The organism is Nocardia sp. NPDC005366 (genome assembly GCF_040606855.1).
Lineage (GTDB): Bacteria > Actinomycetota > Actinomycetes > Mycobacteriales > Mycobacteriaceae > Nocardia.
In genome coordinates this window covers 256873-278687 of record NZ_JBEXFQ010000002.1, presented here as the reverse complement: position 1 = coordinate 278687, position 21815 = coordinate 256873, and the positions used below count along the sequence as shown (strand labels likewise).

Genomic DNA, 21815 nt, shown 5'->3' with positions numbered 1-21815 from the left:
GGAGATCGACATGACACACGCACCCACCGCAGTGATCACCGGCGCGTCGGCCGGATTCGGCCTCGCCCTTGCTCGCGCGCTGGTCGAGCGCGGCTGGCGGGTGATCGGCACCGGCCGCCGCGCCGACCGACTCGCGGCGGTGCACGAGGAACTCGGCCCCGCCTTCCTCGCCGTTGCCGGTGACATCGCCGATCCCGAACACCGGACGCGCCTGGCCGCGACCGCGCGTGCCGCCGGACCACTCGACCTGCTGGTGAACAACGCGAGCAGGCTCGGTCCCAGTCCGCTGCCAAGGCTCGCCGACTATCCGCTCGATGAACTCGAGCGGGTGTATCGCACCAATGTCATTGCCCCGCTGGCAGTTCTGCAGTTCGGGTTACCCCTGTTGCGCACCACCGGGGTCGTGGTGAATATCAGTTCGGACGCGGGGCGTGAGCCCTATCCGGGATGGGGCGGATACGGATCGTCGAAGGCGGCGCTCGATCAGCTCACCGCCGTACTCGGCGCCGAACATCCGGAAACCTCGATCTACGCGTTCGATCCCGGTGATATGCGCACCGCCATGCATCAGGCGGCATTCCCCGGCGAGGACATCTCCGACCGTCCCGAGCCCGAGACGGTCGTTCCCGCGCTGCTGCGCCTGATCGAACAGCGTCCACCGAACGCCAGGTATGCCGCGGGCGACGTCGTCACCTCCGGCGCGGTGCGATGAGCACCGTGGTATCGGTCGCGCGGCGCTCGTTCCCGCTCCCGCCGGAGCGCAATGCCTCGGTGCCGCCCGAGGCGCGCGGGCTGGCACGCGACGAGGTGCGCATGTTGGTCGCGCGGGACGCGATCGTGCACGCGCGGTTCCGTGAGTTGCCGCGGCAGCTGCGCGCGGGCGATCTCGTGGTGGTGAACAATTCGGCCGTCATGACGGCCGCGGTGGACGCCGTCATGGGGGAGCTGCCGGTGACGGTGCATTTCTCGACCTGGTTGGACGACGGCCGATGGGTGGTCGAGATCCGATCCGCCGAACGCACCCGATTCCCGGATGCCGACCTCGCGCCCGGCGCGGAACTGGTACTGCCCGACGGGGCGCGGGTCGTCCTGGACGAACCCTGGCTGCCACCGGCGCGGCGGCTGTGGACGGCGCGGACCGACGCCGATCCGCGCGCGACGATGACCGCGCACGGCCGCCCGATCACCTATGCCTATGTCCGGCAGCGCTGGTCGGCCGATTACTACACAACGGTTTTCGGCCGCCTGCCTGGCAGCGCGGAGATGCCGAGCGCCGCAAGACCTTTCACGGACCGCTTGGTACTCGATCTGCTCACCTCCGGTGTCGCGGTCGCTCCCGTCACCCTGCACACCGGCGTCTCCTCCCCGGAAACCGGCGAACCACCGAGCCCGGAACGGTTCGCCGTTCCCGCTGCCACGGCACGACAGGTCAACGCCACGCGGGCGGCGGGCGGTCGCGTCGTCGCGGTCGGCACCACGGTGACCAGAGCCCTCGAATCCGCCGCCGATCCCACCGGCTCGGTGCGGCCCGCCTCCGGCTGGACCGACCTGGTCCTCGGCGTGGACCGTCCCGCTCGCGCCGTCGACGGCCTGATCACCGGCTGGCATGCCCCCGGCGCATCCCACCTCGATCTGCTCGTCGCGGTCGCGGGCCCCGACATCGTCGACGAGTCCTACGCCGCCGCTCTCGACACCGGCTACCTGTGGCACGAATTCGGTGACAGCGCCCTGCTCATGCGTGGCGCCTGACCTCGCGCGCCCGAACCTACGGACCGTGCCGCCGAATCGTGCGATGACGGGCAGGCGCGCCCACGGACGCGGGTGATGCGGCCGAAGACCGGATCAGGCGGGCGCGACCACGACCGTGGCGCTCTGCTGACCATCGAGTTCGAGGCGGGCGCAGTGGCCGCCCGGATCCAGTTCGATGTGCTGCCTGTTGACGCGGCGTTTGCCGGTGGTGTCGATGACGGCCGTGGTGCCGCCGGTGGTGCAGATCTTGGTGGCCCAGGGCTGCGCGTAGGACGCGGTGCCCGCGCCCTGGCAGGTATTGGTGGAATTGCTGAGGAACACACGCGCCGTGCCGTCGGGGCACGGGGCATCGGCGACGGCGTGCGGGCCGAGCACGACCATCGAGCCGATACCCAGCGCGGCGGCGACGGAACTTCGGACCACCAGACGACGAACCGTACTTCCCATCGCTAACCCTCATCCGTTCGAGATCACCGAGCACGTGGCGAATGCCGCGTTCAGCATGCTAGCGCCCCGCGTGGCGCTTGTCCCGGCGTGCATCGACTCGCCCGGCGCTCCGGTCGCGCCGATCGGCGAGTCGCTCTGGATGCCGACCGTTTCCCTCGGGTGTGACCGGGGTGATGTCGAGACCGGATCACCCGACCTGAATCATGGCGTCATGCTGCGGAGTTTTCAGGTGACCAATCACCGATCGCTGGCCGAACGGCAGGAACTGCGGTTGTACCGGGGGAGCGGACCCGTCGCGGTGCCGGTGACGGCGATCCACGGCACGACCGCCGCGGGCAAGTCGAGTGTGATCGACGCGCTCGCGCAGATGCGCGACGCGGTACTGCATTCGGTGACCGGGTGGGATCCCTACGCCGGACCGGTGCGCGCGCCGCATCTCGGATTCCCCGATCGGCCGACGGAATTCGTCGCGGGATTCGTCGCGGAGGGGGTGCCCTACACCTACGGCTTCCAACTCGACAATGCCGGGGTGACCGCGGAATGGCTGCACACCCAACCGCGTTCGCGTAAACGGATCGTCTTCGAGCGGTCGGGGCAGGGCATCAAGATCGGGCCGATGTTCGAGGCCGCGCGCTGCGGTATCGCCGCACTGGTACCGCTGGTGCGCCCGAACGCGTTGCTGCTCAGCCTCGCCGGGCAGATGTACGCCGAGGCGCTGGTGCCCGCCTACCGCTGGTTCTCGTCCATGCTCGACGTCGAGCGGGGGACGGGTGAAACCGCCGAGGTCGCGCATCGGCTCGGCGCGCACATCTCGCGTGCGCCCGACAATGCCGCACGGCTGTCGATGTTGCTGTACGCTGCGGGACTCGGCATCACCGATGTGCGGATCGCCGATCACGATCCGCTGTACGCCGATTACCTGCGTGAGCTGGACGGCGATATCACGGCGACAGCGAAACAGGTCGAACTGTGCGCGACCGCGCCTGGCCACGCCGATCTGCTGTTGCAGGAGAACGGCGTCACGGCGCTGATGCTCGAACGGGAACTCGGTAATCTGCGCGCCGCGCGCGAGGCCCTCTACACCCGCATGGTCGCCCGCCGAGGGGTCGGACTGCGCCTGGTGCACGCCGGTATCGACGCGCCCTTCGAGATCTCCGACGAATCCGCCGCCACCGTTTCGCTGCTCCGGCTGCTACCGGCCATATTGGACGCGCTCGACCAGGGCAGGGTGCTCGTGGTCGACGATATCGGCGCGCGCCTGCCCGCCGAGCAGACCGACCGCTTGATTCGGCTCTTCCAGAGTCCGGAAACCAATTCTCTCGGCGCGCAACTGGTTTTCACCACCGACGATCGCGCGCTGATCGATCGCGGCAACGGCCGTTCGCAGCGCACCCGCACGGCGGTCTGGCAGGTGCGTCGCACCGAGCGGGGCGTCAGCGAACTCGCCGCGCTGTAGCCGCTGGGACGGCGGCGGCCCCATAGAGTGGTGGGCATGGTGGAGATCGCGATGCTGGTGATCATGGCCGCGGCACTGGTGGCCATGATCGTGCTGTACCGCCGCGGCCGGGGGCAGGCCGGGTTCCCGGCGGAGCCCGAACGCGGTTCGCTCCACGTCACCGGGGTGAGCCCGCGCCCGGATGCCGAGGGCGAGCAGTACGTCACCATCACCGGCAACCTGATGGGGCCGACCGTCGCGGAGCGGGTCGTGTACGGGCGCTTCGCCTGGGATGTGCACCACTGGCCGTCCATCGGTGACGAGATCGCGGTGATCTATCCGGCGGGCAAACCGGACCGCTGGCGAATCCTGCAACCGGGGAGCCGCCCACCCCTCGGCTCCTGATCGGTCACCGGCGCACCCGGCCCCGGTGTGCGCGGTGGCAGGATGCGGGTATGGGTGACAACGACGCCGAGCTCGCGATCAGGACGGCCAGCGCCGAGGAATACCGCGCGGTCGGCGCGCTCACCGTCGAGGTCTACGTGGGCGAGGGATACGTCGGCGCCGGCACCCCCTACGCGGCGCAACTCGCCGATGCCGAACATCGAGGCGCCGCCGCGCAGATCCTCGTCGCGGCATACGCGGGCGACATCGTCGGATCTCTCACCGTCGCTCGTCCCGGTACCCGCTACGCGGACATCGCGCGGCCGGGTGAACTCGAATTCCGCATGCTCGCGGTGTCCAAGACGGCACGCGGACTCGGCGCGGGAACAGCGTTGGTGCGCACCGTGATCGAGACGGCGGTCGCCGAGGGGCTCGACGCGGTGGTCCTCACCACGATGCCCGCCATGGCGGATGCCCGCCGCATCTACGACCGCTTCGGTTTCGTCCCCGTTCCCGAGCGGGACTGGAATACCGAGACGGGCGAAGCGCTCACCGTGCTGCGCCTGGAACTGCCTGCCGCGTAGCCGGATCGAGTGCTCAGCCCAGCACCGTGGCGACTATGCCGGCGAGATAACCCAGCCGCGCGACCTCGGACGGCCGGAAATCGGGTCCGCCGGGCCTGCCGAGCATGAGCACCTTGCCGGAGCTGCCCAGTGGGGCCGCCGCGAGTTTGGTGTCCATATCGCGCCAGATCTGCGGAACCCATTCGGCTTCGGGATCGAGCACCGTCGGCTTGTCCAGCGGCATCCAGGGCGCCGAACCGGCCTGGGTCTCCGGCGCGCTCTGGCTGCCGACCACCCGGTACGCGCCCTGCGGACCCATATCGATGATCGTGCTCCAGCCGACCCGGAGCACCCGGGGCACGCCGTCGACGAGTACCTGCATCCGGTCGTCGCGGGCGCTGGCCACCTGGTCGATCAATTCGAGTTCGCGATGGGTGTCCAGCACGCCGGAATACGGGCGGATGGAATCGACGTGGACGTCGCCGATGGATTCGGCGGCGGTGATCAGGGTGTCCGGGAGGGCGTTGGGTGGCACCTCGACGACGAGATCGTCGACTGCGAAACCCGCACCGCGCTCGACGACGTCCAGCGAGAGGATATCCGCGCCGACGGAACCGAGTGCGAGTGCGAGTGCGCCGAGGCTTCCCGGGCGATCCGGAAGTTGCACGCGGAGCAGATATGACACGCGCGTTCCTTTCCTCTTGCCGGCCGAGCGTGGTGGTCGGATACCCCGGTCTGGCAATCTTTACACCCCCTGGCGTCGGTTATCGACCCGAAGCACGGCCAGTGAGCTACGCCACGCGGTAAATTCGCGCACCGTCGGCGTGTCACTCTAGTTCACGGGGTGTGTCGTCGCATTGCGGGCGCGAGCGAGGGGGGCCGGGCGTGGCCAGCTAGGCTGTCCGATGGCCGAATTCTCCACGCTCAACCATGCCGAAAGGGGTTCCGCGGTGCCCGCCATCTCCCGCGACGAGGTCGCACACCTCGCCCGGCTGTCCCGGCTCGCGCTGTCCGACGCCGAACTGGATCAGTTCGCCGGTCAGCTGGATTCGATTCTGAGCCACGTACGGACCATCTCCGAGGTCGCCGCCGCGGACGTCTCGCCCACTTCCTCGCCGAATCCGGCGACCAATGTGACCCGCCCCGACGAGGTGGTGCCAGGTCTCACCCCGGAGCAGGCGCTGTCGGGCGCCCCCGCGGTGGAGGACCAGCGCTTCATGGTTCCGCAGATTCTGGGAGAGGGCGAATGAGCACGGCGACGACCGGCGGCAGCGACCTGACCACCAGGACGGCGGCCGACCTCGCGGCGCGGATCCACGCCCGCGAGATCTCCTCGGTCGAGGTCACCCAGGCGTATCTGGACCGGATCGCCGAGGCGGACGGTGAGATCCACGCCTTCCTGCACGTCTCGGGCGAGCAGGCGCTCGCCGCGGCGTCCGCGGTCGACGCCGCGCTGGCCGATGGCAAGGCCCCGGCCTCGCCGCTGGCCGGAGTTCCTTTGGCGCTCAAGGATGTTTTCACCACGACCGACGCGCCGACCACCTGTGCTTCCAGAATTCTGGAGGGTTGGGTCTCGCCCTACGACGCGACCCTCACCACCCGGCTGCGCGCCGCGGGCATCCCGATTCTCGGCAAGACCAATATGGACGAGTTCGCCATGGGCTCCTCCACCGAGAACTCGGCCTACGGCCCGACGAAGAACCCGTGGGACACCAGTCGCATCCCCGGCGGTTCCGGCGGTGGCTCCGCGGCGGCCCTGGCCTCCAACCAGGCGCCGCTGGCGATCGGCACCGATACCGGCGGCTCCATCCGCCAGCCCGCCGCCGTGACGGCGACGGTGGGCACCAAGCCGACCTACGGCACGGTCTCGCGCTTCGGCCTGGTGGCCTGCGCGTCCTCGCTGGATCAGGGCGGCCCGTGCGGGCGCACCGTGCTCGACACGGCCCTGCTGCACGAGGTGATCGCGGGCTACGATCCGCGTGACTCCACCTCCCGCGATGTGCCGGTGCCCCCGGTTGTCGCCGCCGCGCGCGCGGGCGCGAAGGGGGACCTGCGCGGGGTGAAGGTCGGCGTCGTCAAGGAATTGCATTCCGACAGTTACCAATCCGGCGTGATCGGTTCCTTCGACGCCGCCGTCGCGGTCTTGCGCGAACTCGGCGCGGAAGTGGTCGAGGTCTCCTGCCCGAACTTCGAATACGCGCTCTCGGCGTACTACCTGGTCATGCCGAGTGAGGTGTCGTCGAACCTGGCGCGCTTCGACGCCATGCGCTACGGCCTGCGCGTCGACGACGACGGTCAGCACAGCGCCGAGCAGGTGATGGCGGCCACCCGCGCCGCCGGATTCGGCCCGGAAGTCAAGCGCCGCATCATGATCGGCACCTACGCGCTGTCGGCGGGCTACTACGACGAGTACTACGGCCAGGCGCTCAAGGTGCGCACGCTGATCACCCGCGATTTCGACAGGGCATACGAACAGGTCGACGTGCTCGTCTCGCCGACCAGTCCGTTCACGCCGTGGAAACTGGGCGAGAAGGTCGACGATCCGCTGGCCATGTACCTGTCGGATCTGTGCACCCTGCCCACCAACCTGGCCGGTCATCCCGCCATGTCGGTGCCGTCGGGACTCAGTGCGGACGACGGCCTCCCGGTCGGATTCCAGATCATGGCCCCCGCCCTCGCCGACGATCGCCTCTACCGGGTGGGCGCGGCCTACGAAGCCGCCCGAGGGCCCATCGCCTGATCCTCTGACCCATCCGCTCCGGCCCAGGGGCGGATGGGTTCAGCGACCCGAATCCTCACTCCGCGCTCGCGGTGATCCTCTCGTGGACCGTGAGCAGCAGGTGATCGAACCTGGTCTGGACATGTTCGGCCGGACGAGGCAGGGTTTCCAGATCGATCAGCAATTGCGCGGCCAGGTCGCGCAGTTTGGTGTTGGTCTCCTGCGAACGCCAGCGCAGGAGGTCGAAGGCCTGATCCGCGGTGATTCGGTACACATAGCGCAGGATGCCTTTGGCCTGTTCGATCGCCACCCGCGCTTCGTGCAGCACGGGGACTTCCTCCTCGAGCACCTGCTGACGCCGATCCTCCAGTGCGTCGGTGAGATCGATGTAGTAGCCCGTGGTTCCGACCACGGCATCGCCCTCGACCAGTTGGTCGGCCAGCACTATCACCTCGTGCGCGGTGCCGGCGGTATCGATGATGCGGTGGCGGCTGCAGAACGCCTGCCCGTTCGTCACCGCGCCCTCGATCGCCGCGGCCACATGGTCGCGATCATCGGGATGTTTGTGCGAGAGCAGTAGCTCCGTGGTCGGTCGCGCCTGGCCTACCGCGTAGCCGTGCATGGCGGCGACCTCGTCGGACCAGTCCCATTGCTGGTCGGCGAAACGGAATCCGAATCGGCCCGCGGTCAGCCGGATGCCGCCACCGAACACGTGGTCGGCTGCCTCGCTTGTTCCCGGAACGGATTCCTTCATATCGGTCACAGCCCGAGTATGCCGAAGTGTCGAACCCGCTGTTCGCCGACCCGGGGGCGAACGCGAGTTCGAAACAACCGGGGTTCGTCGTGCACACGGTCGTAGCGACGGATACGCTACGTCAGCCCTTCATGGGAGCTCAGCTCCGAGGGGTATCGCTGATCCGGAAAGGCCGGGTAATCCAGTTGTTGGTAGGCGGAACCATGGAGACGGTTTCGGAGGTTGCCGGCGCGGGCTTGTTGTCCGAGTTGGTGGAACACCTGCGACAGAACCGTACGGTGCTGCGAGAGGAATGGGCGCGCCGGATCACCGAGGCCGAATTGCTGACCGCCATGTCGCCGGAGGAGATGTTCTCCGAGGCCACCTCGGTCTACGACAACTACGTCGCGGTGCTGGAGACCGGCAGTGTCGAAGCCCTGCGGGATTACGCGCGCGACCTGTCCGAACGCATCGTCCCGCGCGGCGTGGAGACCGACGAGGTCGTCGGCATCGTCCTGCTGCTGCGCGACGTGCTCGCCCGCTCACTGTTCGAGAAGTACCAGTCCGATTTCGAACTGCTGAACAACGTTCTCGACGCCTACGAGCCCGCGGCCAACCGTATCGCCAACACCGTCGGCGTGAGTTTCGTCGAAGAACGCGAACGCATCATCCGCCAGCAGCAGGAAGCGATCCGCGAACTGTCCACCCCGGTACTCCAGGTGCGCGAGCAGTTGCTGATCCTGCCGATCATCGGGGTGCTCGACGGCCAGCGTGCCCGGCAGCTGACCGAACAGCTACTCGGCGCGATCCGTGCCAACCGAGCCAAGGTGGTGGTGATCGACATCACCGGCGTGCCGACGATCGATTCCACGGTCGCCAACCATCTCGTGCAGACGGTCGAGGCATCCGGGCTGATGGGCGCCAGCGTGATCATCACGGGCCTGTCCTCGGAGATCGCGCTGACCCTGGTGACCATCGGACTCGACCTGTCGAAGATGAACGCGGTCGGTGACCTGCAGGGCGGTATCGAGGAGGCCGAACGGCACCTCGGCTACGAAGTCACGAGGACATCGGATCTGTTCCGTTCCCCGATCGCCGCCGAACCGCGTCTGCGTGCGTGATCGAACACGTCCCGTCGGCCGTCGTCTAGGGTTGCCGTGGTGCCCGTGTCCGCCGACCCGACGGCGGCGCACGGCATCGCGAGCTCTGCCGCGTGCCACGACGGTGAGTATCCATCGCTGGACGAGAAGGAGATCGTGCGATGCTTTCCGGGCGTAAAGAGGGTTTCGGCCGCGCCACGGCCGACCTCTCCGGATCGGAGACCAGACTGAACCCCATCGGTGCCGGAGTGTGGCATAAACCCGAGCCGGTGGTGCTCCTGGTCGAGGACGACGAGGCAGATGCTCTGCTGGTGGAGGAACTGGTCGCCGACGGCGCCCCCGGCCTGCGGCTGATCTGGGCCAATTCGATCGCCCAGGCGTGTGAGCGGCTCGCCGATGGCCTGCCCGACTGCGTACTCCTCGATCTGAATCTGCCCGACGCGCACGGACTCGACGCGCTGGCAGGCATCCACGACTACACCGATGAGGTGCCCGTCGTCGTCCTGACCGGACTGGACCAAGAGCAGACCGGCCTCGCCGCCGTCGCCGCGGGCGCGCAGGACTATCTGGTCAAAGGCCGGGTGGAACCCGAATTATTCGGTCGCGCAATCCGATACGCCATCCAGCGTAAGCAGACCGAGCTCGCCGCCGCCGCGCTGCGCCTGAGTCAATTGCGCACGGAGGAGAACGCGCGCCTGGAACGGGGTCTGCTGCCGACGCCGCTGCTGCGCGGCGAGCGTGTGATCGATGTCGTGTCGCGCTACCGTCCCGGCCGGGTCAAGGCCCTGCTCGGCGGCGATTTCTACGATGTGGTCCAGGACGCGGACGGCACCGTGCACGCGCTGATCGGCGATATCTCCGGGCACGGACCGGACGAGGCGGCGATCGGTGTCGCGCTCCGATTGGCCTGGCGCACATTGGTGTTGAGCGGCATCACCGGACCGAGGCAGCTGGGTCTGCTGGAAGAGGTACTGCTCGCCGAACGTACCGGACGGCGCACGTTCGCCACCGTCACCACCCTGGTCCTCGATCCGGGCACGCGGATGGCGCGAGTGCTGCGCGCGGGCCATCACGGCATGTTCCTCTGCCGCGGCGCACAGGTGGACCTGGTCGAGGTGCCGGGCGGCCCCGCGCTCGGATTCGTGCCAGGACAAGCGGATTGGCCCGAAGAGGAGCTGCGGGTGCCGGTCGGCACCGGACTGCTTCTCTTCACCGACGGCCTGTTCGAAGGTCATATCGGTCCCGGGCTCGAACGCCTCGGCGAGGAGGGGCTGCTGAGCCTGGCCCGCACCCTGTGCGAGTCGGCGCCCGCGGAGTTCGTCGACGCGCTGATCGAACACGCGGAAGGACTCGCCGCCGAACACGGCGGACTCGCCGACGACGTGGCCGTTCTGCATCTGCGGTGGATCCGCGACGACAGTATCGAGGGACGAAACCGATGACATCGAGTTCACCGCCGCGAAGGCTGGCGGGCAGGCTGACGGTTCAGACATGGTTCCAATGGGTGCTCGGACTGATGGCGCTGCTCGTTCTCGTGTGCGCCGTCGCGGGCGCGGTGCTCATCTCACAGACCAATCGCGTCGCCGACCGTCTGCTCGACCACGTCCAACCGGCCGCCGCCGAGGCATACCGGTTGCAGACCGCCCTGATCAGCCAGGAGACCGGTATACGGGGTTACGCCATCACCGCCGACCCCCAGTTCTTCGCGCCCTATCTCGAGGGCAAAGTGGAGCAGGCGCAATCGGCCGGCCGTCTGCGTGAACTGCTGGCGGGCCGCCAGGCGCTGCTCGCGGATCTCGACGCGGTGGAACGGGCCGCCACGACCTGGCGCGACAGCTATGCCGAACCCCTCGCGGCGAGCGTGACGCCACGGGGCGCGCGTGTCTCCGACGAGACAGCGGCCTCGAGGGGGAAGGCCCTTTTCGACGACCTACGCCTGCGGTTCACCGCGCAGAGCGAGGGGCTCGCCGCGGTCGCCGACCATGACCGCGACGAACTGCGTCAGGCGCGCGCGGTGCGCGATATCGTCCTCGTCGGCATGATCGCGGCCTTCGTGCTGACCAGCGTCATCCTGACCGTGCTGATCCGGCGGTTGGTCGCGCGCCCCCTGCACAGCCTGGAGAAGGCCTCGCTGCGGGTCGCGGGCGGTGACTTCGACCATCGCATCACCGCGCAGGGGCCTTCCGATCTGGCCACGGTCGCCGACGCGGTCGAGAGTATGCGTCGCAGGATCGTCGCGGAACTGGCATCCGCGCGGGTCCAGGAGACGCAGCTGGAGCGACAGGCGGCCGATCTGGACGCGCAGACGGTGGAACTGCGCCGATCCAACGCCGAACTCGAACAGTTCGCCTACGTGGCCTCCCACGACCTGCAGGAGCCGTTGCGCAAGGTGGCCTCGTTCTGTCAGCTGCTGGAGAAACGCTACGGCGACCAACTCGACGAACGCGCGACGCAGTACATCGGTTACGCGGTGGACGGGGCCAAACGGATGCAGGTGCTGATCAATGATCTGCTCGCCTTCTCCCGCGTCGGCCGGGTCAACGACCGCACGGTGCCCGTCGCCCTCGATCAGACCCTCGGCAAGGCCATCGATAATCTCGCCACCGCGATCGAGGACACCGCGGCGACGATCATCCGTCCCGACACCATGCCCGAGATGACCGGCGATCCGACGCTGCTGATCATGCTGTGGCAGAACCTGGTCGGCAACGCGATCAAATTCCGCAGTCCCGATCGCGCGCCGGTCATCCGCATCGAATGCGAACCCGACCCCGACGGCGGCCACCGATTCTCGGTGGCCGACAACGGGATCGGCATCTCGCCCGAGTTCGCCGACAAGGTGTTCGTGATCTTTCAGCGCCTGCACAGCCGCGACGAATACAGTGGAACTGGAATCGGCTTGGCGCTGTGCAAGAAGATCGTCGAGTATCACGGGGGGCGCATCCGGCTCGATACGGAATATTCCGACGGCACCCGATTCGTCTTCACCCTCGCCGAACCCCTTGCGTCACTCGCCGATCCCGCACCGCTATCCGACAAGGAGCTCACCACGTGACCACCGAAGGAAGACCGATCGACATCCTCCTCGTCGAGGACGATCCCGGCGACGAACTGATGACGAGGGAGGCGTTCGAGGACAACCGGATCGGCAACACCCTGCACGTCGCGCACGACGGCGAGGAAGCGCTCGATTTCCTCTACCGGCAGGGCTCCCACACCGACGCCCCGCGCCCCGATCTGATCCTGCTCGACCTCAACCTGCCCAAATACGACGGCAGGCAGGTGCTGGAGAAGGTCAAATCCGATCCGGATCTGGCGCATATCCCCGTCGTGGTGCTGACGACGTCCTCGGCCGAGGAGGACATCCTGCGCAGCTACAAATTGCACGCCAACGCCTACGTCACCAAACCGGTCGATCTGGATCAGTTCATCGCGGCGATCAAACAGATAGACGACTTCTTCGTTCAGGTGGTCCGGCTGCCGCAGCGTCCGTGATCGGCGGGCGGCAGCCGGAGCCGGACTCAGCTCGCGTCGACGGCGCGATCCACGGTGTCGAAGACGGCGAGGAGTTTGTCCAGACCGGTCACCTCGATCGGCCTGCGCACCTGATCCGAGGCCACCACCCTGAGCCCGCCCGCGGGCGCGGCCTCGGTGGCGACCAGCAGGACGCTGAGGCCGGCGGAGCCGAAGAATCCGACCCCGGACAGGTCGACCACCAGAACCGGCGGCTGCGCGCGCAGCGCCTCGTCGATGGCGGACTGCAGCTGCGGCGCGGACGCTACGTCGACTTCGCCGCTCACCGTGAGCACAGCCGTCGAACCGATCGAGGTGTGCTCCCATTCCAGGAGCAGATTCTTGCCGTCGGCGCTCATCGGGCCACCGCCCGTGCACCGCGCGTGCACTCGAAACCAGTGCGCACATCGCGTGCGCTCGCGGTCGCATTCACTGCACTACCTCCGCTGCGTGTCGAACCTCTGCCGAATCCGGATGCGGCGCAGAGGATGAGCCTTCGTGGTCAACCTACCCGACTCCGCTCCCCGATATGCCCCTGGTTCTATTCCCCGGTGGAACCGAGTTATCCTGGCCGCTCCGAATGGCTCTACATCTCGATGAGGCGGTAGGAATGGCAGAGTGGACCACGGATACCTCGACCACGATCGAGGTCCGAGTGCCTGCGCAGCTCGAACAACTCGCCATGCTGCGCGCTCTCGTCGAAACCGTCGCCTTCATGGCGGATTTCGCCGTGGACGAGGTCACCGATATCCGGCTCGCGCTCGATGAGATCGCCACCGGCCTCATTCTCGACGCGGTCCCGGATTCGACCCTGGACTGTTGTTTCACCTACCGCGATTCCGCCGCTATGCACGTGCGGGTGCATTCGGTCTCGGCGTCGCGGACTCCGCCCAGCCAGGACAGTTTCGGCTGGCATATCGTGCGCACACTGACCCGCTCGGTCAACGCGGTACAGGCCGAGTTCTCCGCCGATCGCGGTGGTTATCCGGTCGTGGTCGATTTCGAGTGGTCGCGCGGCGGTACCGATGGCCGATAGCGGCACGGGGCCCTCCAGACCGGAGCGGCGCCGACCCCATTCGGGTAACGAGACCTACGACGACCTCGAGCCGCTGTTCACCCGGCTGGCCGCCTTCGAGGCCGACGATCCCGCCCGGGACGCGCTGCGTCAGGACATCATCGAACGCTGTCTGCCGCTCGCGGCGAATATCGCCCGCCGCTTCTCCGGTCGCGGCGAGAATTTCGACGATCTGCTGCAGATCGCCCGCGTGGGCATGGTGCAGGCCGTCGACCGATTCGATCCGTCCTATGGCGCGTCGTTCCTGTCCTTCGCGGTGCCGACCATCATGGGCGAGGTCCGGCGGCACTTCCGCGATCACACCTGGGCGGTACGGGTGCCGCGCCGGTTGAAGGAGATCCAGCAGAGCATCGGACCGGCCACCGAGAAGTTGACCCACGAACTCGGCCGGATGCCGCGGGCCAGGGAGATCGCCGAGGAGATCGGCGCGGACCTGAACGAGGTCACGCAGGCGCTGATCGCGAGGAACGCCTATCAGACCTCCCCGATCGATCCCACCCCCGATGGCGATTCCGACAACACGCCCGCCTCGGTGCTCGACACCCTGGGGGCCGACGATTCGAACTACGGCTCGGTCGAGGACTATCTCGCCGTGCGCCCGCTCATCGCCGCCCTTCCGGAACGGCAGCGGCAGGTGCTGGTCTGGCGCTTCTTCGATTCGATGACTCAGATCGAGATCGCCGAGCGCCTCGGCTGCTCTCAGATGCAGGTCTCGCGGATTCTCACCAAGACGCTGAGTTCACTGCGCGAGCAGGCCATGCGCGACTGATCGCTCGGCGGGCGTCAACGCCATCATCGCGTACTGGGTGGTGCCGTGCCCGGTGGTGTGGGTGCGGACCAGGTCGCAGAGTTGGTGGACGAGTAGCAACCCCCTGCCGCCTGGCACTCCGGCGCTGGCCGGTCTGCGCCCGGCCAGCGGGTCGTCGAGCCGTCCGACGTCGTGGACCTCACAGATGAGGTAGGTGTCGTCGGTCCACAGTCGCACCCGCGACGGCCCCGCGCCGTGGCAGAGGCTGTTGGTGGCGAGTTCGGTGACGATCAGTTCGAGGTCACCCTGCCGCTCGGCATTCAGGCCGAAGCGTCGGCCCTGTTCGGCGGCCCAGCGGCGCGCCCCCGCCATATCGGCGGATTCGGATACCGTCAACTCCACGGCGTCGGCGGGGGCGGGAATCGGCCGGTTGTAGTGTTCGACCACCGCGTCCGGGTCGTAGTCCCGGCTCATCCTGCGGTGATCACCCTTCTCCCACAGCACCGGGTGGGTGGCGTGGGCGTCGGCGATCACCTCCGCGTCGAGTCCGGCGAGGTCGTAGGGACAGACGATCGTCACGTCGCGTCCGGCGAACGCGGGATTGATCAGCGCCTCGTGCTGGGCGCACGCCGGGTATTCCATGGCGTTGCGTCCGGGCCAGATGGGTTCGCCGATGATGCGGACATGCGAGTCGGGGTGGTCGTCGGCGAACGCGCGCAACACGGTGGCGATGATCCGGCCCGGATTGCGGCCCGCCTGCTCCATATCGATCCACCGCACGCCATCGGCCGACGTTCCGAGCGCCTCGCGCAGGGTCCGCAGTCTGGCTTCCGGCACCGCGACGGCGACCGGTTCGCCCAGCGCGAGTCCCTCGCGGATGAAGGGCACGAGCCCGGCCAGGTACTCGTCGTCGCCGTTGTAGAACAGTGCCGGGTGCGAGAAGTCGCTGGGCGCGCTGGTTTCGGTGACGGTCATACAGTGTCCGTTACGTCGGATCGATCGGGTGTCACGTGCCACCGTAGCGCCCAGCCGTGCCGATGCGGACAGTGCACCACCGTGCTCGTGCGCGGGTGCGGGCCCCGCGTCCCGCGCGAGGTCTCAGTCCTGGTCACCATCATCGTCTCCGGGGATTCGCTGGTCGGCTTTCGGCGCGTCCCGGCGCCAATCGAATTCGACATGGGTCGGATATCCGGAGACGGTGATGTCGAACGGCTGCTGGCTCGCGGTGGCCTGCGTGGTCAGCGATCGAACGATCCGCCACCCGAAATCGCGTTGCTTCACCCCCCGGTTGGCCCACGCGGCCGAATTCACCTCGACCGACATCCGGTCTCTGCCGTAGGTGAATCGACAGTCGATCATCGACCCGGGCACCGCCTCGACGACGAGTGCCGTCGCCACCTCGTTGAGGGCGAGCCGGATATCGGCGATATCCTCCGCTCGGAATTCGGCGTCCACCGTCACCGCGTCCGCGAGGGCCCGTACCAATGCGAGCTGCTCGCGTCGTGCGGGCACCTGAATTCGGACGGTCGTCGTTTCGGGGAGAGTTCCGTGAACCGATTGCATAGTGCTCACCACCTAAACCCGCTGGACCCGACCATCGGGCATATTCCCGGCCGACGAACGTCTGGTCCACTGGAAGAGTCGGGCCGCCATTTTTGTCGGCCGATGACATTCAGATACCCGGATACATGTCATCGAATCACCGTGTCGACGCGGTTTCCAGTCGGTTCCCGAACTCTGGTCAATTCGGCTGGAATCCGGCGCCGACCTCCGAACCGGCGTTCAGATCGGCGAGGATCGCGTGAATGTCGGTGCCGACCTCGGGCCCGAAGCAACCGACCCCGTAGTAGGCGTTGACCATCCCGACGAGGGTGGCGCCCGACACGATCGGCGCACCGGAGTCGCCTTCCAGGACGCAGAGCTGAGTCCAGGTCCGATCACTCGGTCCGCCGATATCGCCCCACGTGACGCCGCAGGTGTCGCCGGTGGTTCTGCCCTTCTTACAGACCACAGTCGGGAAGTACGTCGGCGCGCCGATATCGGCGATGCTGAGATTTCCCACGCGAGTGGACGGAGTGATCCGGTCGGGCGCGAATTCGATGACGGCATAATCCAATTCGTGATTCGTCCGGACGAATCGGCCGACCACCCCGTAATCCGGATCCGCTTCCGTCGACACCGCGGCGCCCGGCTCGCCGCAGTGGCCCGCGGTGAGTCCGACCAGTCGGCCCGCCGAATCGTGTCCGACCGTGGTCAGGGTGCAGGTGGTGTGCTGGTCTATCACGATTCCGGAACCTCCGCCCACCGTCGGAGGTTCGGTCCGTGCCGCCGCGCCGCCCGCGCCGAGCGTCGCGGTAGCGACGGCGAGTGCGCCGAGTGCGCCGATGGTGGTCAAATTCGGATGCTTCACTCCCATATCGCTGGGGTGCCCGACCGATGCCGCGTCAAACGATGCCTCGGCGGTGCCGAACGGCGACCGGATGCGAAGACGCGTTCTGATCAGCCGAGCGACTCGGCGGGTGCGAACTCAGCGCGTGCGCAGGGATTCGGACCTCAGCTGGATTCCCGCGGTCATCCCCTCGAACCCGGCGCGCAGATTCTTGCCGAGGACGGCGGCGACGACGGGGTGCAGCCAGCCGTCCAGTTCGAAATGCGATTCGTACCGGGTGCGGCCGTCGCCGACCGGTGTGACGGTGTGGGAGCGCAGGCTGTGCAGGGCCCCGAGCGGCACCGGCTTCATCGAGTAGCTGAGTTCACGGCCGGGGGTGTGACTGCGAATCCACTCCCGCTGTCTACGTGGGGTGGAGCCGAAGACGGCGACCGTCATGTCGATCGGTTCGCCCGGTTCGAGACTGCTCTCGCATCGGGTGACGAAGGGATTCCACTCGCCGTAACGCGGGAGATCCGTGATCACCTGCCACACCAGGTCGGCGGTGGCGTCGATGTAGACCGCCGCGTCGATGACAAAGCCCATGGGAGAAAACTAGAACATGTTCTATCGGGGGGCAAGGTCGGACTTCGATATCAGCACGATCCGATCCCCGTCCCCTGGTCCGTGCCGTAGCGGTGACCGTGACCGACGGGCGCGTCCAGGGCGGACAGGAGATCGGCGGTGGTCTGGACGAAACTCACCACCGGCAGCCAGCGTGGGATCGGCGCGTCCACCCGGACACCGTCGAGATTCGGTCCGCGCCAGAGCAGCGACGGCGACCAGCGCACCACCGGATCGGAACTGTTGGCGAGCACCGTCGCGCCGCCGCGGTGCACGTCACCGGCGGGCGGACCGGCCCAGAGCGCGGCGCAGGTGCGACGGTCCTGCTCGGCGTCGTCGGTGAAGATCGAACTGCCGCCGAGCGCGCCGAGGCTCTGTCCGTAGACGAATAGTCTCGGTCGCTGCGCGAGGGTGTCGAGACGGTTCTCGATCGCGGTGAACAGCGCGCGGGCGGAGGCGACGGCGGCATCGCGGCCGAAGACGAAGGTCGCCCAACTCGGCGCGTAGGAGTACTGCAAGCCGACCAGCGCCACATCGCCGCCGAACCGTTCGGCGAATCCGGTGACGGCGTCGGCGTCGATCCACCCGGAGCCGGTGGGGATGGCGACGACGATATTCCCCCGCCGGAAACCGCCGGTCCGCTCCAATTCCGCGAGGGCGAGCGCCACCCGCGCGTCGAGATCGGCCGCCGATTCGAGCCCGACATAGATCCGGATCGGACCATCGGGCCCACCCGCGACGAATCTGCGTCCCTGCGTACCGAGCGAGGACCAGCTGACCGCCGACGCGACCCCGCCCGATCTGCTCGATGACACCGGTGGCGGCAGCGCGGGGTCGACAACGGCGTTTGCCGCCGAGTACGTGCCGTAGCGCCAGTCGACCACGGCGGGCGCCACGATCGAATATCCGGCCACCGCAGCCGCGATGGTGACCGCGACCCCGCGCGCGGTGCCCAGCCTGCGTAGCACGCGCCCGGCGGCACGGGCGATACCGAGGCAGATGCCCGCGATCAGCGCGGCTCCCAGCCCGCAGCGCGCCCAGTACCCGGGGCCGATGGGCGGGGTGCCCATCGCGGCCCGCAGTCCGTTCTGCCAATGACCCGCCTGTGCGCCCGCCGCGACGACCAGCGCGACGGTGAGCGCGAGCAGTGGTCCGCGGAAGCTCACGAAGTGGGCATCGACGTCGAAACCACTGCGGCGCACCATGAATCGAAGGATTCCGGCGACACCGAGGGCGACGGCGACGAGTAGTCCGGTCAGCATCGCCTGTGCGCCCGGTGTCCGTGGCAGGAGTCCGGGGGACAGCGAGATCAGCGCGCCCGTGCCGACGGCGAGAGTGGTGCCGATCCTGGGTCGCGGTATCGAATTCCCCCGCTCGATCAGCGCTCGCGACGACCACCGGCGCCGTGTCGCGGACACGGGGTTCGTCACGTCCATGCCCCCGCACCGAACAATGCCGCCCGCCTGTCATCGATCGAACGACGCGGCGCGTCGATCAGGAACACGAGCAGAGCAACCAGCCCGGCGGCCCCGAGCCCGATACTGCCGACCAGCCACCCGCTGCCACCGGCAGGCCCGAACAGCGATTCGACCACCGGCGTGCCGTAGTGCTGGCGGCGCGAGTTCAGGTCGACAGCCACGTCGGCGATATCGGCCATCGCGAAACAGCTCGCGCGCTCGACCGCGCCGGTGCGGTCAGCGCACGCCCGTCGCATACGTCGGTCGAGGGCGGTGTCGATGGCCTGACGGGCCCACGGACCGAGCGGTTCACCGTGATGATCCGCGTAGCGCAACAGGTCATAGCCGAGATCGTGTGCCTTGCAGGCGATATCGAATTCGGCGGGCAGCGGTACCGGTGACGAGCAGTCACCGCTCGGGTTCACCAGCAGACCGTCGATGGTGCCGGGGTGATAACCGAGCACCGAGGCGAAATCATCGGGCACAGCGCCGGTCTCGCCGCCGGTGATCGCGGTGACAGCCTGTGCGGCCGAGGCGTTTTCGATGCCGGGCCGGTCGACGACGGTGGCCCGCGCGGCGGGCGCGAGGGTGACGGTGGCCGTGATCGCCGTCAGCGCGACGGCTGTCACGGCCGCGCAGCGCCGCACGGCGGCACGGTGTGCGGCGACACGGTGTATGGCGGCACGGCGTACTGCGACGGGACCGGTGCGGACCGGAGCGGCCTCGGATCGGGCGCTCACCTGCCGTGCGGTGCTCGAGGTGCTCATGATCCTCGACGCTAGGAATCGGGTGCGCCCGCCCGCCTCCCGCCGAAGTCCGGTTCGCCGCGCCTGCCGGTGGGGGAGTAGCGGCGTCGTCTCACCCCCGGGTACGGGTGGCGATTCACCCGCCGGTATGAGGCTCCGATGCGGCCGGGTTCCTACTGTCGTAGACATGGAACAGACAAGCCGTGCCCGGTTCGGGCGGATGAGCGCGCGAACGCGGATCGACGTGTGCACCGTGATCACGGCGATCGTGTTCTATTCCGTCGCGTGGCCGACGCTGCACGTCACCCACGTCGTTCCGGTGGCGGTCCAGCCGTTCATCGCCGCGCTCGCCGCCTTCCCGATTCTGCTCGCGCGGGTCAATCCGGCGCTGGGCTGGGCCATTTCCGCCGGGTCCGCGCTGGTCATCGCCTTGGCGATTCCGCATCAGCCGGGTAGTGATCTGCCTTTCCAGGTGGTGCAGATCCTGGCACTGATCGCCTTGCTGTTCGCGGTGGGGTTGCGCGCGTCGATGCAGATCGTCGCCGTCGCCTGGTTCGCCACCTCGCTGCTGTTCGCGACGACCACCTCCGGCGAGGGGGTGAGCGCGGCATGGGGCTGGCCGATCGGATTGTCGGCGGTGGTGCTGTTCGCGCTGCTGGTCCGCTGGCTGGTCTCCTCGCGCGTGCAATTGCTGCGGCAGGAGGAAGAGAACGAACTGGAGCGCGCCCGTCGCGCGATTCTGGAGGAGAAGGCGCGCATCGCCCGCGACCTGCACGATGTGGTCGCCCACCATATGTCGCTGGTGGTGGTGCAGGCACAGACCGCGCCCTACCGGGTCGAAGACGTCAGCCCGGCGGCGCGGCTGGAATTCGAATCCATCGGAGCCACCGCCCGCGAGGCGTTGAACGAGATCAGGGGCATGCTCGGGGTGCTGCGCAGCGACGGCCAACTGCCCGAACACGCCCCGCAGCCGAAGGCCGCCGACGTGACGAGCCTGTTCGACGGGGCGCGGCGCGCGGGCGTCTCGATCGAGTGGACCGTGACCGGCGACCTCGGCACCGTGGGGGAGACGACCGGCCTCGCGCTGTATCGCATCGTGCAGGAGTCGCTGTCCAACGCCGCGCGTCACGCACCCGGCGCACCCGTCCAGGTGCGCGTCACCCGCGATCTCGACCTGAGTCTGCGTGTCCTCAATGCCGCGGGCGCGCACCCGGCGCGTCCGGTCGGCAACGGCGGCCACGGTATCGCGGGGATGCGCGCACGGGCCATCGCGGTGGGCGGCGAGGTGATCGCGGGACCGAGCGCGGACGGCGGTTTCCTCGTCGAGGCGCGGCTGCCGCTCGGGCCTGGCACACCTGAGCCGCGGTCGGCCGAAGACGTGCTGCCCGCCGCGCCGGGGTAGCCGTCATCTCCGGGAGGCGACGAGGGTCGGCCACACCGACGACCGGTGCGGACGCGGGGTGAGCGGGGAGCCTTACGCTGGGCGCGTGGCTATTACGGTTCTGATCGCCGACGACCAGGCGATGGTGCGCCAGGGGTTCGGCGCACTGCTCGCCGCCCAACCGGATATCAGCGTGGTGGGGGACGCGCCGGACGGGAAGGTCGCGGTGGCCGAAGCCAAGCGACTGCGCCCGGATGTGGTGCTGATGGATGTCAGGATGCCGGAGATGAACGGCCTGGACGCCGCCCGCGCCATTCTGGCCGCCGGATTCGACCCGCCGGTGCGGGTGCTCATGCTCACGACCTTCGATATCGATGACTACGTCTACGAAGCTCTGAGTCTGGGCGCCAGCGGATTCCTGCTGAAGGACGCGCCCGCCGAGGAATTGGTGCGCGCGGTCCGGGTGGTCGCCGACGGGCAGGCGTTGCTCGCGCCCACCGTCACCCGCAGGCTGATCGCCGATGTCACCCGCCGTCGCACCGCGACCCGCGCCAAACCGGCGCCCGCGCTCGCCTCGCTGACACCACGGGAACGGGAAGTGCTGGAACTGATCGCCAAGGGCATGTCCAACACCGAGATCGCGGAGAACCTGTTCGTCGCCGAACAGACCGTGAAAACCCATGTTTCCAAGGTCTTCTCGAAGCTGCGTCTGCGCGACCGGGCGCAGGCGGTTGTGCTGGCCTACGAATCCGGGCTGGTCACCCCTGGCTGAA

The 21815-nt window shown here is 68.3% G+C and carries 25 protein-coding genes; 15 read left to right on the top strand and 10 right to left on the bottom strand.

What is annotated here, in order from left to right:
• Positions 1-10 precede the first annotated feature (10 nt).
• Both ABZS43_RS03560 and ABZS43_RS03555 read left to right on the top strand, forming a co-directional pair.
• A complete protein-coding gene (locus tag ABZS43_RS03560) occupies positions 11-712 on the top strand; it encodes an SDR family NAD(P)-dependent oxidoreductase (RefSeq protein WP_355034217.1) in 702 nt (233 codons plus the stop codon).
• Positions 709-1749, top strand: coding sequence for an S-adenosylmethionine:tRNA ribosyltransferase-isomerase (locus ABZS43_RS03555; protein WP_355034216.1), 1041 nt, complete (start codon positions 709-711; stop codon positions 1747-1749). The genes ABZS43_RS03560 and ABZS43_RS03555 overlap by 4 nt, the downstream gene beginning before the upstream one ends.
• Before the next feature lie 93 nt (positions 1750-1842).
• Here the strand turns inward: ABZS43_RS03555 and ABZS43_RS03550 are convergent, their stop codons facing one another.
• The gene (locus tag ABZS43_RS03550) at positions 1843-2196 is read right to left on the bottom strand and encodes a hypothetical protein (protein WP_355034215.1); all 354 of its coding nucleotides are present in this window, start codon (positions 2194-2196) and stop codon (positions 1843-1845) included.
• 229 nt (positions 2197-2425) lie between these two features.
• Here ABZS43_RS03550 and ABZS43_RS03545 point away from each other — a divergent pair, with 229 nt between their 5' ends.
• Genes ABZS43_RS03545 through ABZS43_RS03535 form a run of 3 tightly spaced genes read left to right on the top strand, consistent with a single transcriptional unit; the run spans position 2426 to position 4599 of the window.
• A complete protein-coding gene (locus ABZS43_RS03545; RefSeq protein ID WP_355034214.1) occupies positions 2426-3652 on the top strand; it encodes an ATP-binding protein in 1227 nt (408 codons plus the stop codon).
• Between the two features lie 36 nt (positions 3653-3688).
• Complete coding sequence (locus tag ABZS43_RS03540; protein WP_355034213.1) at positions 3689-4036, top strand: hypothetical protein; 348 nt, start codon at positions 3689-3691, stop codon at positions 4034-4036.
• A gap of 50 nt (positions 4037-4086) precedes the next feature.
• Positions 4087-4599 carry a GNAT family N-acetyltransferase gene (locus ABZS43_RS03535; RefSeq protein ID WP_355034212.1) on the top strand — a complete coding sequence of 171 codons (513 nt, stop codon included), beginning with the start codon at positions 4087-4089 and terminating at the stop codon, positions 4597-4599.
• Between the two features lie 13 nt (positions 4600-4612).
• Here ABZS43_RS03535 and ABZS43_RS03530 read toward each other — a convergent pair whose 3' ends face one another.
• The gene (locus ABZS43_RS03530; RefSeq protein ID WP_355034211.1) at positions 4613-5263 is read right to left on the bottom strand and encodes an amino acid-binding protein; all 651 of its coding nucleotides are present in this window, start codon (positions 5261-5263) and stop codon (positions 4613-4615) included.
• A 265-nt stretch (positions 5264-5528) separates the two neighbouring features.
• Between ABZS43_RS03530 and gatC the strand changes: the two genes are divergently transcribed.
• Together gatC and gatA are read left to right on the top strand one after the other, a co-directional pair.
• On the top strand, positions 5529-5828 hold the full coding sequence (gene gatC / locus ABZS43_RS03525) for an Asp-tRNA(Asn)/Glu-tRNA(Gln) amidotransferase subunit GatC (RefSeq protein ID WP_355034374.1): 300 nt from the start codon (positions 5529-5531) through the stop codon (positions 5826-5828).
• Positions 5825-7318, top strand: a complete 1494-nt coding sequence (gene gatA / locus ABZS43_RS03520; protein WP_355034210.1) for an Asp-tRNA(Asn)/Glu-tRNA(Gln) amidotransferase subunit GatA — start codon at positions 5825-5827, stop codon at positions 7316-7318. The genes gatC and gatA overlap by 4 nt, the downstream gene beginning before the upstream one ends.
• Before the next feature lie 55 nt (positions 7319-7373).
• Here gatA and ABZS43_RS03515 read toward each other — a convergent pair whose 3' ends face one another.
• On the bottom strand, positions 7374-8060 hold the full coding sequence (locus tag ABZS43_RS03515) for a PAS and ANTAR domain-containing protein (RefSeq protein WP_355034209.1): 687 nt from the start codon (positions 8058-8060) through the stop codon (positions 7374-7376).
• A gap of 194 nt (positions 8061-8254) precedes the next feature.
• On the opposite strand from ABZS43_RS03515, the gene ABZS43_RS03510 reads away from it, so the two are divergent.
• The 4 genes from ABZS43_RS03510 to ABZS43_RS03495 all read left to right on the top strand — a co-directional run bounded on the left by ABZS43_RS03510 (position 8255) and on the right by ABZS43_RS03495 (position 12625).
• The gene (locus ABZS43_RS03510) at positions 8255-9151 is read left to right on the top strand and encodes an STAS domain-containing protein (RefSeq protein ID WP_355034208.1); all 897 of its coding nucleotides are present in this window, start codon (positions 8255-8257) and stop codon (positions 9149-9151) included.
• Positions 9152-9291: 140 nt separating this feature from the next.
• Entirely contained in the window at positions 9292-10572 is a 1281-nt protein-coding gene (locus ABZS43_RS03505) for a SpoIIE family protein phosphatase (protein WP_355034207.1), read from the top strand.
• Positions 10569-12185, top strand: coding sequence for an ATP-binding protein (locus ABZS43_RS03500; RefSeq protein WP_355034206.1), 1617 nt, complete (start codon positions 10569-10571; stop codon positions 12183-12185). Before ABZS43_RS03505 ends, ABZS43_RS03500 begins: the two co-directional genes overlap by 4 nt.
• Positions 12182-12625 carry a response regulator gene (locus ABZS43_RS03495; RefSeq protein WP_355034205.1) on the top strand — a complete coding sequence of 148 codons (444 nt, stop codon included), beginning with the start codon at positions 12182-12184 and terminating at the stop codon, positions 12623-12625. Before ABZS43_RS03500 ends, ABZS43_RS03495 begins: the two co-directional genes overlap by 4 nt.
• A gap of 26 nt (positions 12626-12651) precedes the next feature.
• On the opposite strand, the gene ABZS43_RS03490 is transcribed toward ABZS43_RS03495, so the two are convergent.
• Positions 12652-13002, bottom strand: coding sequence for an STAS domain-containing protein (locus tag ABZS43_RS03490; protein WP_355034204.1), 351 nt, complete (start codon positions 13000-13002; stop codon positions 12652-12654).
• Between the two features lie 251 nt (positions 13003-13253).
• On the opposite strand from ABZS43_RS03490, the gene ABZS43_RS03485 reads away from it, so the two are divergent.
• Both ABZS43_RS03485 and ABZS43_RS03480 read left to right on the top strand, forming a co-directional pair.
• Entirely contained in the window at positions 13254-13679 is a 426-nt protein-coding gene (locus ABZS43_RS03485) for an anti-sigma factor (protein WP_355034203.1), read from the top strand.
• Positions 13669-14487, top strand: a complete 819-nt coding sequence (locus ABZS43_RS03480) for an RNA polymerase sigma factor SigF (protein ID WP_355034202.1) — start codon at positions 13669-13671, stop codon at positions 14485-14487. Before ABZS43_RS03485 ends, ABZS43_RS03480 begins: the two co-directional genes overlap by 11 nt.
• On the opposite strand, the gene ABZS43_RS03475 is transcribed toward ABZS43_RS03480, so the two are convergent.
• The 6 genes from ABZS43_RS03475 to ABZS43_RS03450 all read right to left on the bottom strand — a co-directional run bounded on the left by ABZS43_RS03475 (position 14458) and on the right by ABZS43_RS03450 (position 19682).
• Entirely contained in the window at positions 14458-15441 is a 984-nt protein-coding gene (locus ABZS43_RS03475) for a sensor histidine kinase (RefSeq protein WP_355034201.1), read from the bottom strand. The genes ABZS43_RS03480 and ABZS43_RS03475 overlap by 30 nt on opposite strands.
• A gap of 123 nt (positions 15442-15564) precedes the next feature.
• Complete coding sequence (locus ABZS43_RS03470) at positions 15565-16029, bottom strand: anti-sigma factor (protein WP_355034200.1); 465 nt, start codon at positions 16027-16029, stop codon at positions 15565-15567.
• A gap of 178 nt (positions 16030-16207) precedes the next feature.
• Entirely contained in the window at positions 16208-16861 is a 654-nt protein-coding gene (locus ABZS43_RS03465; RefSeq protein ID WP_355034199.1) for a S1 family peptidase, read from the bottom strand.
• Positions 16862-16993: 132 nt separating this feature from the next.
• Positions 16994-17440 carry an SRPBCC domain-containing protein gene (locus ABZS43_RS03460; protein WP_355034198.1) on the bottom strand — a complete coding sequence of 149 codons (447 nt, stop codon included), beginning with the start codon at positions 17438-17440 and terminating at the stop codon, positions 16994-16996.
• 50 nt (positions 17441-17490) lie between these two features.
• A complete protein-coding gene (locus ABZS43_RS03455; RefSeq protein WP_355034197.1) occupies positions 17491-18876 on the bottom strand; it encodes an alpha/beta-hydrolase family protein in 1386 nt (461 codons plus the stop codon).
• An 8-nt stretch (positions 18877-18884) separates the two neighbouring features.
• The gene (locus ABZS43_RS03450) at positions 18885-19682 is read right to left on the bottom strand and encodes a hypothetical protein (RefSeq protein WP_355034196.1); all 798 of its coding nucleotides are present in this window, start codon (positions 19680-19682) and stop codon (positions 18885-18887) included.
• 199 nt (positions 19683-19881) lie between these two features.
• Between ABZS43_RS03450 and ABZS43_RS03445 the strand changes: the two genes are divergently transcribed.
• On the top strand, positions 19882-21063 hold the full coding sequence (locus ABZS43_RS03445; RefSeq protein ID WP_355034195.1) for a histidine kinase: 1182 nt from the start codon (positions 19882-19884) through the stop codon (positions 21061-21063).
• Between the two features lie 85 nt (positions 21064-21148).
• Positions 21149-21814 carry a response regulator transcription factor gene (locus ABZS43_RS03440; RefSeq protein ID WP_355034194.1) on the top strand — a complete coding sequence of 222 codons (666 nt, stop codon included), beginning with the start codon at positions 21149-21151 and terminating at the stop codon, positions 21812-21814.
• The last annotated feature ends 1 nt before the right edge of the window (position 21815 follow it).

Coding starts and splice junctions, on each gene's coding strand:
- ABZS43_RS03560 (WP_355034217.1), top strand. CDS start 11: ATGACACACGCACCCACCGCAGTGATCACCGGCGCGTCGGCCGGATTC.
- ABZS43_RS03555 (WP_355034216.1), top strand. CDS start 709: ATGAGCACCGTGGTATCGGTCGCGCGGCGCTCGTTCCCGCTCCCGCCG.
- ABZS43_RS03550 (WP_355034215.1), bottom strand. CDS start 2,196: ATGGGAAGTACGGTTCGTCGTCTGGTGGTCCGAAGTTCCGTCGCCGCC.
- ABZS43_RS03540 (WP_355034213.1), top strand. CDS start 3,689: ATGGTGGAGATCGCGATGCTGGTGATCATGGCCGCGGCACTGGTGGCC.
- ABZS43_RS03535 (WP_355034212.1), top strand. CDS start 4,087: ATGGGTGACAACGACGCCGAGCTCGCGATCAGGACGGCCAGCGCCGAG.
- gatA (WP_355034210.1), top strand. CDS start 5,825: ATGAGCACGGCGACGACCGGCGGCAGCGACCTGACCACCAGGACGGCG.
- ABZS43_RS03510 (WP_355034208.1), top strand. CDS start 8,255: ATGGAGACGGTTTCGGAGGTTGCCGGCGCGGGCTTGTTGTCCGAGTTG.
- ABZS43_RS03505 (WP_355034207.1), top strand. CDS start 9,292: ATGCTTTCCGGGCGTAAAGAGGGTTTCGGCCGCGCCACGGCCGACCTC.
- ABZS43_RS03500 (WP_355034206.1), top strand. CDS start 10,569: ATGACATCGAGTTCACCGCCGCGAAGGCTGGCGGGCAGGCTGACGGTT.
- ABZS43_RS03490 (WP_355034204.1), bottom strand. CDS start 13,002: ATGAGCGCCGACGGCAAGAATCTGCTCCTGGAATGGGAGCACACCTCG.
- ABZS43_RS03485 (WP_355034203.1), top strand. CDS start 13,254: ATGGCAGAGTGGACCACGGATACCTCGACCACGATCGAGGTCCGAGTG.
- ABZS43_RS03480 (WP_355034202.1), top strand. CDS start 13,669: ATGGCCGATAGCGGCACGGGGCCCTCCAGACCGGAGCGGCGCCGACCC.
- ABZS43_RS03475 (WP_355034201.1), bottom strand. CDS start 15,441: ATGACCGTCACCGAAACCAGCGCGCCCAGCGACTTCTCGCACCCGGCA.
- ABZS43_RS03470 (WP_355034200.1), bottom strand. CDS start 16,029: ATGCAATCGGTTCACGGAACTCTCCCCGAAACGACGACCGTCCGAATT.
- ABZS43_RS03460 (WP_355034198.1), bottom strand. CDS start 17,440: ATGGGCTTTGTCATCGACGCGGCGGTCTACATCGACGCCACCGCCGAC.
- ABZS43_RS03450 (WP_355034196.1), bottom strand. CDS start 19,682: ATGAGCACCTCGAGCACCGCACGGCAGGTGAGCGCCCGATCCGAGGCC.
- ABZS43_RS03445 (WP_355034195.1), top strand. CDS start 19,882: ATGAGCGCGCGAACGCGGATCGACGTGTGCACCGTGATCACGGCGATC.